Below are 10,124 nucleotides of genomic sequence, written 5' to 3' on the forward strand. Positions count from 1 at the left end.
GCTGGAGTGGAAGGCATGGCTCGACGTCGTCAACGTCGACACCGCCACCCCGGAACAAGTCGCCGTCCTGGAAGAAAGCCACCCCAAGGCCAAGGTCTCGGACTACTACCTGTTCCTGGTCCACCAACCGGAAATCCTGCGCCAGCGCTCCACCGCCTTCAACGCCATCATGTACGCCCCAGGCGGCCTGTCGCGCGCCGAACGCGAGCTGGGCTCCACGGTTGTCTCGCGTGTGAACGGCTGCGTGTACTGCGCATCCGTCCACGCGCAGCGCTTCGAACAACTGGCCAAGCGTAATGAAGTGATCGCGCAAGTGTTCGAAGACCCCTACACCGCCGGCACCACGGCGCGTGAACTGGCGATTGCCCAGTTCTCGATCCAGATCACCGAAGCCCAGGCCGACGTCAACGCCAACAGCATCCAGGCATTGAAGGATGCGGGCTTGAGCGAAGGCGAAGTGCTGGACCTGCTGCACTCGGACGCGATCTTCGCCTGGGCAAATCGTTTGATGCTGAACCTGGGCGAACCGGTTTTTGCCACCGTAGGCTAAGACCCGCTTTTTGTACTGCCCTGCGGGCGCATCAGCGTTTTCGTTAAACTGACGCTTTCCGCGCCACTACGCGCCCCGCCCCGTGCGGGGCGCTTTGCCTTCCCCCATGTCAGAAAAAACCCACGACATCCGCCCCGGCCAGTCCGTCGAACTGCTAAAAGCCCTGCACATCCTGACCCGCGACGGCAAGATGAACCAGGACAGCCGCCGTAAGCTGAAACAGGTCTATCACCTGTTTCAGTTCATCGAGCCGTTGCTGAAAGACGTCCAACAAGAACGCGGCGCGGTCACGCTTGCGGATCATGGGGCTGGGAAGTCTTATCTGGGGTTCATTCTGTATGACTTGTTCTTCAAGGAACAGAAGGATGCCGTCGGGAATGGGTCCCATATTTATGGGATCGAGACTCGTGAGGAATTGGTGAAGTCGTCAGAGGAACTGGCTAAGCGGCTGGGGTTTGGAGGGATGTCGTTCTTGAATCTCTCTGTGGCGGAGTCGATTACGTCGGATAAGTTGCCGGCGAGGATTGATGTTGTCACTGCGTTGCATGCTTGTAATACCGCCACCGATGACGCGATTCACTTTGCGTTGGAGAAGAAGGCCAAGTACATCGTCGTTGTGCCTTGCTGTCAGGCTGAGGTGGCTTCGGTGCTAAGGAAGAATAAAGGCAAGGCGCTGGCTGATCCACTGGCGGAGATTTGGCGGCATCCGCTGCATACGCGGGAGTTTGGAAGCCAGATTACGAATGTGCTGCGGTGCTTGCAGCTTGAGGCGCATGGGTATCAGGTTAGCGTGACGGAGTTGGTCGGGTGGGAGCACTCGATGAAGAATGAGCTGATCGTGGCGCAGTTTAAGGATTTGCCGACCCGGAAGCCTGCGGAGAGGCTGACGGAGATGTTGGAGAGGATTGGGTTGCAGGAGTTGAAGGATCGGTTTTTTGTGCCGGTTGCTGCATGAAAATGACGAAGGGCTCTGCGGAGCCCTTTGTGCTTTTTGACAGTCGTTTGGGGCGAGACAAAAACGTCACGCGCATCGTTGCGGCTTACATAGCGTTCCGCCGTATACTTGCCCTGCGGTCACACCAATGACCGTCCGGTTTGACAGCTGGAAATGACAAAAGGCGGACTGCCGCTGCAATAGCGGCATTTTTTCGTCCGTAGGCCGACGCACGTCCCTGCTATGGGCGGGCCTTGGCTGGGGCACGCTCGCGTGCGCCGGTTTCTTTTGTCACCGGTCTGTCAACCCGGCCTTGCGCCCGCCCACCCCGATTGACAGCGGGGAGCGGGTCTAACGACAAAAGAGGCTGCTATGAATGATCACCCCTATACCTATGACCGCTGGGCAACGCCGGATGATCCGGAGTTTGCTGTTGTGCGGGTGGATGATTTGAGGAAGATGGAGCGGGCTTGCCAAGGGATTTGGGCGATTGCTCGGATTGTGGGGAATGGGGTGAGTGAGCCGAACTCCGCGGACGCACAGTCGTTAGACGATTGGATTACGTCTAATTTGGTAGGCGGGGTCGAAGCGCTTTGTGACCATCTCTCCGAGCTCATAGGAATCGCACTTGATAATCCACGATCAATGTGTGAGCTTTCCCCGGCTGCCACCCCTAAAAATTAAAAAAGGAGGTAGCGCCGACATTCGAGTAATGTCGGCCAGCCCCCTACGAATTTCCGGCTGGCCTCGGCCTGCATCGTCTTGCCCTGGGATATGTCCAGCACCAACGCGCTGTTGCGCTTGGCTGCACAGGTTTGATGTCGTATTGCATCTTCTTGCTCACCGTCAATCCCCTTGATCATGACGTGAGCAGATTTCACTGGGTCATACACGTATCACGTGATTTGAGAGATTCGCATTGGATCTGCTGTGATTGCTCTACGCGGGCATTGATTCCGCTTGAGCGCGTCTCTCGATCGCCGCATTTCTGCTTCCAAGGTTCAAGCACGCGCGACACCCCGCTTTGCACCTGAGATATTCACACCTCGACGCATACGTTGAGACATACACTCCACGACCACCTATCAATCTCAACACCGTATTGAGCGAACCTATGCCCCATTCAGGGCTCATGCCGCCTGCCCTTTTCCATGGCAATTTCAAGGAAGATCAACCCCAATCTCAGCCAATAAAGCCGGAGAGTCTAAAATCGCCCAGCGGATAAACGCCGAGTATTCCTGATCGTCGCCAAGCATATTCTTAATTCGCCCTAAGGCATCATTCCTTTCCGCCGGCAGGGAATCCTCGTTGATATACGTATTTATATGGCGCAATAGACGAGAATATTGATGGAATACGCGCTTTCGGAGATAGACGCCAGTTACCTCTTTATTTCCCGTATTGTCATCGTTAAATATCTTTCGAATTAATTCAGCAGTCCGCTGAGATCTTTCATCGACAGACGTCGCTTCGATGCGGATTTCCTTGGAAAATGGCGTCACAGGCGGCAGATGCCTAATCGCTCGGAATACGTTTATCGCAGGATCTGTACAGTTCAATAGGTCGTTAAAATGATGTCGCTTGATGTTATTGCATCTTGCACATGCGAAAAACAAATTGTCCCAGTCATATTTTTTTTCGTCATCATCCAAGTGGGCATAAAAGTGCTCTACATTGAGCGATAGCGGATCCTTAGTTTCGCAAATGTAGCACTTGTCGAAGAAAATTCTTTTTAGTTCAATGATCACATCGCCGTCTGAGTAGCTCCGACGAGCAGCCAAAGAGGCCGGTGCTGGTTGGGTGCGGATAACGTTAAACATTTTTCGATCGTTTGGATAGAAGAACCTTATTTACAGCGAGTTCGTAGAACATTCGAGACTCATCGTCCAGAACATGAGCATTCGGTTGTATAAGACGAGCTATCTCTTCGGCTTTTTCTATGTCGAAATATTCTGCGTCACAGAGCCTTGCCAGTTCGAGAATTTTTTCCTCTAACTGTTTAGACACGGGCGGAACTCCAAGGAGACCTTCAACCACCGCCTCAAAGGAGTACATTGAGAGGTCGCTCGAGGTGGTCATTGAAGTAATGTCATATATTATGGCATCGCTTACCGACGTAAGTACGAACGGAGAATGTGTGCTTATAATAAACTGCACACTAGGAAAGGATCGACTAAGAAATGGAAATATTCTTCGCTGGAGAGATACATGAAGATGAGCATCCAACTCGTCAATTATGACAATACCCTTGAGCTCCCGGGCAGTTATGGAAAAATACTCGGTCCTTATTAATAAGTCAGCATAGATATCTAAAATTGATGAGTAGCCAGAGGAAAGCTGTTGAAACGTAAATCTAGGTTTTCCGTCTTGTTTAAGATAGAATTTAAGCTCTTCGCGCTCAAAATCGAGGCAAGTTGATTCGTCTTCAAATAAATAGCCAATATTTTTTTCAAAATCTTCGAACCAGCTGTTAATATCGTTTCTTCTTTGCAATTCTTCGCTTGTTGCGCTCTCATATCCCAGCGCTGATCTAACTCGCAAGTTGAGCAGGTGTTGCTCCAGAGAGGTTCCCAAATTTTCGCGAACATCGATAGTTTTTGGGTCTATTCTTACACCAGAGGCAGATTGCGAGGCTTGAATGTTCGCTTGGCGATAGGCCTCAAAATATCTCAAAGTAATATTGTTCCGAGATTTCTCGAGAAGAAGCGCACCCACGTCGGTGTATTCTATCTTCGCCCATCCGAAGTATCTTTCCAGCCACCGCTGACTAACCAATAAGGATTGTTGCCAACCGTGCCGCTCTTGGGGGTTGCCCTTACCATCTTTCAGTTGGGAGTTGAGGTACTCGCATGTTTGTTCATTATTAGCTAGATTACCTATCCCATTCTCGATAATTTGAATTGTTAAGCGCGTCCAAATTTCTCTCAAAAAAGAAGTTTTCCCCGAGCCGTTTCCTCCGACTACGATCAAATTTCTTCCATCTAACTGAATTTCATATTTCCGATTAGTTCCTGGAGGTATAGCCGTAATAGCTTTAATGGTTGTCATATATTTATTCTATGAATATTTTGTTGCTATATTTATTAATTAAAACTCGGACAACCCAGTTGGCCGACAGCAACTTTACTAATTCAACATAAGCAATATCCGCAATATCGGAAGAACTCCGGCATGTGCTCGGCCTATTATTTACAATACTTGGGTAACGTCGCAACGCACCGCTGCCACTAAGCCGGTAGTGCCTACTGGGGGTAAGGGCGGAAGCCCCCGACTGCGCGTCGTTCATAAACTACAAGGTCAGGAGGCACCGGCCGTAGATGTCTGCACAGTTTGCTTTCGCCAGCCGTCCACAGCCACCGCGAGACCGCCGACGGCCTGGTTCGCCCCCCAGCGTTCCCAGAACTCGACTGTCCCACTGTTGGGCCGGTGCTGTGGCATCGAAACTCTGATCCGCGTTGGCAAAAGGCTCGCATCCCCCACCACAAGCGCCTCGCCCGTATCCAGCACAGGCAACAGGTCCCCGAAGCCAGCCAGGCTATCCGGCAACAATCTCCGCACGACCGACTGGTCGTCACCATTTGTCAGTCGCATGGCTACCAAGTTGTTGCACTGGCTCAAGACCGTTCGGTTGACCTCGGACGGACGTTGGCTAATCACGACAAGGCCGACGCCGTACTTACGACCTTCCTTAGCAATTCGTTCAAAGATCTCTACAGAGATTTCCCCTGCCCCGCCAGCCTGCTGTCTCTCTGGAATATAGAGATGCGCCTCGTCGCAAAATATGGCAATAGGATGGCGCATTGAAGCTTCAGTCCACTGCTGTACCGAAAAGGCGAGTTTCGCAACTAGGCTCACCATCAGCGGTAGCACGTCGGACGGCACTTCAGAGAAGTCGATTACCTTGACACCACCTCCACCGCCCTCTTGATCAGCAGAACCGGCTAGCAGCGCGCAGACCAAACGATCAAGCCAATCAAAAGCCTGCGTCTCTCCGGCGCCTTGGAACAGGAAGCCCAACCGCCGGTCTGTCCGCTTATTTTCCAGGCGTTGGATCATTCGGCTCAGCTTGCCATTGAATTCACCCGCCTTCTCAGTGCCAGAGCGCGCGCCCGGCACCATTTCATCGTTGAGTTTGGCTAGGTCGTCAATCACGCAGGATAGATCGAACGGGATGGGGCTATCGATGGTGAAGTTTTCAAGTATGTCGTTGCGCGCCTCCGCTTGGAGGTACTTCTGCTTAGCCGCTAAAATGGCGCGCGACATCACCATAGCTTGGTTTGGCGCGTTCTGATCAGAGCGTTCCACGAACATTGATGTCATAGCCTCGTAGCCAAGTAGCCAGTAAGGCAAGAAAATTACGCCCTCGTTGAGGGACGCACTGCCGCTAAGGTCGGCGGGTCCCGCGATCCGGAAATGTCGAAAGCCGTTTGAAGCGAGCGGAGCGTATTCGCCATGGATGTCGAAGACAATCGCGTTGGCATTGGGGAGGGCGGCGACCTGTTCAAGAATGCGCGCCGTCGTCCAAGACTTGCCGGAGCCCGTGCTTCCAACGACAACGGCGTGCCGCTGGAAGAACTTATTCCCGTTTAGGAAGGCATCAGCACTCTCATCAAGCGTGTAGTGCCCTAGCGAGAGCTTCTGTGCGTCGCCCGAAATGTTAGCGATGACACGCATGAAGGCCGTTAGCCGCCCCCCCTCAAGCGCGAAACAGTTGGCGTCGATCTCCGGAACTGTTTCAAGAGTGCGCAGAAATACGTTACTGCGCGGCCCGACCTTATCCATTAGCGTGCCTATCAGTGCGATACGCACTACGTTTAGTTCTGTCTGGTATTCGCCATCTGGAGCGTCCTCAGTATCAGCCAAGCTTCCCTTGCCATCGATAGCTGTGCGCGTGATCTTCTGGATAATGCCAATAAGGTGCTGGCCCGCTCGGCTACTCTGCAGTACGGCAAGCCGATTTACCTGCAGCTTACGCAGCCGCTCGACATCTTCCACAGCTATGACGACGGTAGCGGTATCTACAGAGCGCACACGCCCCAAAGATTCGTTGTCTTTGTAATCAAGGATGCTCATGTGTACTTATCCGGTGACAAGGTGAAGAAAGCGATCTAAGCGCCACACTGAATGGTCCGGCAATTCGACGCCATCCGGCACGTCGTGACTAAACACTCGCGTACCGTTCTCGCATTCCTCCAGAGCGACGTAACGACTGCAACGTCCGCTTCTGAGAAACTTGTGGGCCGTCTGACTGATCTCTTTGGTGAGAAGGACCAACGGGACATCCGGGCGCGTGCAGCGCTCCATCATCAGAGGTTGCAAGTGGTCGTCATTGAAACCGTACCCAATGCACAGGAAGGCGCTTGCCCGAGCGACCGCATCATCGGCACTGTGCATAGCGCTTCGGAATGGCTCTTCGTGGGTGCGGCGATATTTCTCTGTACCCGGCGTGACTATGACGGGCGTGAAGCCTCTGGGGACTGTCACTACGGGAGGCAGGGCAACGAGAGAGCCATCTGCTCCGCTAAACCAGCCGAGTGAACCATGCACTTTCCATATATTGACTGTTCTTGCAGGCCGACGCCCGGTATGAATCCGGGGGACATCGACGGCGCGCGTACCAAACATACCAAAAGTAAAACCGGTGTAGGCGCAATAGCCAGCTGCTTCGGCAGCATATTCGGCTAGCCGGTCGTAGTTCGGCGTCACAACCTGCAAGTCCATAGCGGTGCTGCGTAGGAGATATTGGAACAGCTGACTGAGGGGCAGAAGTTTCCGATTGGCCAACAACCGCTCGAAAATGAGCAAGTCTGCAGCGTTCAGGAAACTCCAAGTGGCGCGCACGATGTGATCAAGAACTTCCGGCGTGACATTGACGCCACTAAGCGCGGACTCAAGATCCATTTTCTGGACTTTGTCCAGGAATTGCTGCCATCCCAGGAGATGCGCTTCGCCTTGACACGGCGCGGGCAAAGACGAGGCGGCCAGGTGCTCGCCCAACGGATACATGCCTGGAATTCCGTGCGCGGCAGATGCGCCACTGCCGAGTACGATTACGGGCATTTTTCCTAGGCAGTCCTGCACATGGGACTGCACCGCTTCCATTGCACTCATTGATCGCATTTCCTTATCTTTTTACGCTTATCCAAGTTGCGTGGAACAGAGCTCTCACCAACCAACTCCGCGCCTGAAAACGTTTAACTACGAAAGCACTTCCAAGCCTTAGCTTGTCCCATTTACTCACTGGCAAATCGCAGGAATACTCAGCCAAATCCTTAAACCCGGCATACTCAGCAGAGCCAGATAAATGGTACCAAGCACACAATAAGCGCAAAACAAGTTGACGAGAGTTTCCTTTCCGACAACCAGAACCGATCTCGCCACATATATTGAAAGCCAAAGAAACGATATTGCAATAAATGCGGGAACGAGGATGAATGCCACTGAAAAAAATCGAACGAGAATGACTGCAACCACAAGAGCCGCAAATCCAAAAACTAGAAACCTTACCAAGTTACTCAGATTAATCAGATCCAGTTCTCCAGCCCACAGACCTACGCCGATGACGAAGCTCAACATCAGCGCAGCGAGCAATGAGTACCCGATGGCAACTTTCTTCGAGGTAGTCTTCGCATCTTCTAGGAATTCACGGACAATTTCTTCGCGATTGTGCGACCAGGCGCCTATGGAACTGCCTATATAAAGAAGCGCGACAAATCCGATACTTAGCACTTGACGTGTCGGTTCGGCAATGAATTGCCCCAGAACCACGACTAAGGAAAAAAGGACTGCTGCCAAACCAAAAATATATTTCTTAAAAGCGGCAAGCGCGCTTTCGTCAGAAACATAAGCCAGTTGACGCAACGATCGCTCCGTCAACAAACTCGATTTCTCGATCCACTTCCTGATACTTGGGTTTATCCTGAATGCCGCAAAACCGAAAACAAGGACGCTAATCACATAAAGAATAAATACCGCGAGGCAGACAATCATTTATAAAATTATTAAAAAATAAAAAACAACGCCACCAAGAAGGAAAAATAAATTACTAGGGCGCGCACCACTTAGAGAACATCATTTATAAATATTCTCTCATCAGGCGGACGTCGAAAATGGATCGGACCACATGAGTACCCCCCTTTTCCGTTTTTCCCCATAGCGAAAACCTGTGCCGAAGTAAATTTGTATATCTGAAAATCAGCATCACACGCATGTTTCCGGATGACGCTTTCTTTACCTAGCACGATATAAATTTCTTCATATTTGCTGGGATCCCCGAGGTCCATATTAGTTTTTTTCCCACCACCATACTTTATTTGAGCCCGCAAAGTCTCACGCATTCCATCATGACCAACCTCTCGAAGATTAGTTGAAAGATTTACCTTTACTCTATCTGCGCAGAGGAATTCCGCCAGATCACCTAGATAACGATGAGATCGAATAACGTTGGCGTCTTTCAATCCACGGACTGCGGCAATAAATTGGTTGATCGCAACCCTTTGCTTTTCATGCATGTATGTACCTCACGTTCACGCTAACTAGAACAGCGACCCGGACTGCGCTTACGAATACAACTCAAAGCTTCAACACATCCCGCGCCAGCACCTCCGTGCAAGCCTCTCCCGCCTTCGCCAAATATCCCTTCAACAACCCTGCCCCGTTCTCCAGCAACTGATCCTTCGTCGGGGGATTCTTGTCATCACCCTGAACCCCTGTGCAAGCCGATTCCGCCACGACAGTCTTCGTTGCCGTATCAATCAGCCGCAGCCTCGCCGTATAACTGACCCGGTAATGCGCCCAATCCGTCGGGTAGTAATTGAACATCCACGTCAGCGTCTTCACGTCCAAAACAAAATCGCCTCCTGGACTGGCGGCGACTACCGTTGCGACATCATCTTTAGCTGCTACGCCAGACGCGTTCACAGCCGTCGTGTTCTTCAAACTGGCCAGCTTCCTTCGCAGTCCGGCAGAGATCGCAATCGCAGGATCTTCGATGCCGTTTTCTTTGACGATGGCATTACCTTCCGACACCATGGCGGCAGCGCCAAGCATCGCGAATGCCGCCTTGCCGGCGGTAAAGGCAGTGAAGTCGGGTTGCCCATAGCGGGCGGAAACGATGGATTTTCCTTCCAGCTTGCTCGGGGAATCTTGGGAGATCGGTGCGTGCTTGACGGTCGTGCAAGCGCCCAGGGTGAGGACAACTACTGCGGCGATAGTGATACGGAACATCAACATCTCGTTCTAAGGTTGCAGGATAGAAACTCTCTATCTCGGAAAGCGCTTATGCGCGTTACTCCGAGCCCTGACCGATGATGCGAATTGTGCTGTCCGGTGCTTGGGCCGCTCTTGCGGTGTGATGCCCGCCGACCTTGCCAAAGCTGATGCACAAGCAAACCGCAAATGACAACTTGGCTTAACGAATCGATGCTGATTACGTTGCCCCGAAGCCAGACTTCAGGGGCCAAGGTCGGCCAAAGATTCCAAATGTTACCTTAGTTACTAACTTTGATCTACGGCAGATCTAAAGCTCCATGCAGGCGGGCATACATAAGCGGATATCAATCTGATGATTGCGCTCGCTCTTTCTTAATGCGAATGTCCCTACGCGAGGGCCTCAATACCCGCCGAGCTTTCCTCTCACTT

11 protein-coding genes are annotated in these 10,124 nt (G+C 52.0%); 3 read left to right on the forward strand and 8 right to left on the reverse strand.

All coding sequences use genetic code 11. From position 1 onward, the window contains the following. The 3 genes from YH64_RS29620 to YH64_RS29630 all read left to right on the forward strand — a co-directional run. The coding region (locus tag YH64_RS29620) for a peroxidase-related enzyme (protein ID WP_143215613.1) at window positions 1-550 on the forward strand (550 nt) is incomplete at its 5' end. 106 nt (window positions 551-656) lie between these two features. After that, window positions 657-1,505, forward strand: coding sequence for an SAM-dependent methyltransferase (locus tag YH64_RS29625; protein WP_046807900.1), 849 nt, complete (start codon window positions 657-659; stop codon window positions 1,503-1,505). 351 nt (window positions 1,506-1,856) lie between these two features. Then, window positions 1,857-2,168 carry a hypothetical protein gene (locus YH64_RS29630; RefSeq protein WP_082134700.1) on the forward strand — a complete coding sequence of 104 codons (312 nt, stop codon included), beginning with the start codon at window positions 1,857-1,859 and terminating at the stop codon, window positions 2,166-2,168. Here the strand turns inward: YH64_RS29630 and YH64_RS29635 are convergent. The 8 genes from YH64_RS29635 to YH64_RS29670 form a co-directional block, all read right to left on the reverse strand. Beyond that, complete coding sequence (locus YH64_RS29635; protein ID WP_046807901.1) at window positions 2,165-2,347, reverse strand: hypothetical protein; 183 nt, start codon at window positions 2,345-2,347, stop codon at window positions 2,165-2,167. The two genes, YH64_RS29630 and YH64_RS29635, sit on opposite strands and share 4 nt — an antisense overlap. A 297-nt stretch (window positions 2,348-2,644) precedes the next feature. Then, window positions 2,645-3,304: an HNH endonuclease gene (locus YH64_RS29640; protein WP_082134701.1), complete on the reverse strand. Its 660-nt coding sequence runs from the start codon at window positions 3,302-3,304 to the stop codon at window positions 2,645-2,647. Then, window positions 3,297-4,532 (reverse strand): AAA family ATPase, encoded by a 1,236-nt coding sequence (locus YH64_RS29645; RefSeq protein WP_082134702.1) that lies wholly within the window; start codon window positions 4,530-4,532, stop codon window positions 3,297-3,299. The genes YH64_RS29640 and YH64_RS29645 overlap by 8 nt, the downstream gene beginning before the upstream one ends. A 249-nt stretch (window positions 4,533-4,781) precedes the next feature. Further along, a complete protein-coding gene (locus tag YH64_RS29650) occupies window positions 4,782-6,557 on the reverse strand; it encodes an ATP-binding protein (protein WP_046807902.1) in 1,776 nt (591 codons plus the stop codon). Between the two features lie 6 nt (window positions 6,558-6,563). Then, complete coding sequence (locus YH64_RS29655; RefSeq protein ID WP_046807903.1) at window positions 6,564-7,595, reverse strand: SIR2 family protein; 1,032 nt, start codon at window positions 7,593-7,595, stop codon at window positions 6,564-6,566. Between the two features lie 126 nt (window positions 7,596-7,721). Further along, window positions 7,722-8,474 (reverse strand): hypothetical protein, encoded by a 753-nt coding sequence (locus YH64_RS29660; RefSeq protein ID WP_046807904.1) that lies wholly within the window; start codon window positions 8,472-8,474, stop codon window positions 7,722-7,724. A gap of 71 nt (window positions 8,475-8,545) precedes the next feature. Further along, complete coding sequence (locus YH64_RS29665; RefSeq protein ID WP_082134703.1) at window positions 8,546-8,995, reverse strand: hypothetical protein; 450 nt, start codon at window positions 8,993-8,995, stop codon at window positions 8,546-8,548. A 61-nt stretch (window positions 8,996-9,056) separates the two neighbouring features. Continuing rightward, window positions 9,057-9,710, reverse strand: a complete 654-nt coding sequence (locus YH64_RS29670; protein ID WP_143215614.1) for a hypothetical protein — start codon at window positions 9,708-9,710, stop codon at window positions 9,057-9,059. Window positions 9,711-10,124: the final 414 nt, after the last annotated feature.

Source organism: Achromobacter sp. LC458, from assembly GCF_001005835.2.
Lineage (GTDB): Bacteria > Pseudomonadota > Gammaproteobacteria > Burkholderiales > Burkholderiaceae_B > Achromobacter > Achromobacter spanius_B.

Coding starts and splice junctions, on each gene's coding strand:
- YH64_RS29670 (WP_143215614.1), bottom strand. CDS start 9,710: ATGTTCCGTATCACTATCGCCGCAGTAGTTGTCCTCACCCTGGGCGCT.
- YH64_RS29640 (WP_082134701.1), bottom strand. CDS start 3,304: ATGTTTAACGTTATCCGCACCCAACCAGCACCGGCCTCTTTGGCTGCT.
- YH64_RS29635 (WP_046807901.1), bottom strand. CDS start 2,347: ATGATCAAGGGGATTGACGGTGAGCAAGAAGATGCAATACGACATCAA.
- YH64_RS29645 (WP_082134702.1), bottom strand. CDS start 4,532: ATGACAACCATTAAAGCTATTACGGCTATACCTCCAGGAACTAATCGG.
- YH64_RS29655 (WP_046807903.1), bottom strand. CDS start 7,595: ATGAGTGCAATGGAAGCGGTGCAGTCCCATGTGCAGGACTGCCTAGGA.
- YH64_RS29625 (WP_046807900.1), top strand. CDS start 657: ATGTCAGAAAAAACCCACGACATCCGCCCCGGCCAGTCCGTCGAACTG.
- YH64_RS29665 (WP_082134703.1), bottom strand. CDS start 8,995: ATGCATGAAAAGCAAAGGGTTGCGATCAACCAATTTATTGCCGCAGTC.
- YH64_RS29650 (WP_046807902.1), bottom strand. CDS start 6,557: ATGAGCATCCTTGATTACAAAGACAACGAATCTTTGGGGCGTGTGCGC.
- YH64_RS29630 (WP_082134700.1), top strand. CDS start 1,857: ATGAATGATCACCCCTATACCTATGACCGCTGGGCAACGCCGGATGAT.
- YH64_RS29660 (WP_046807904.1), bottom strand. CDS start 8,474: ATGATTGTCTGCCTCGCGGTATTTATTCTTTATGTGATTAGCGTCCTT.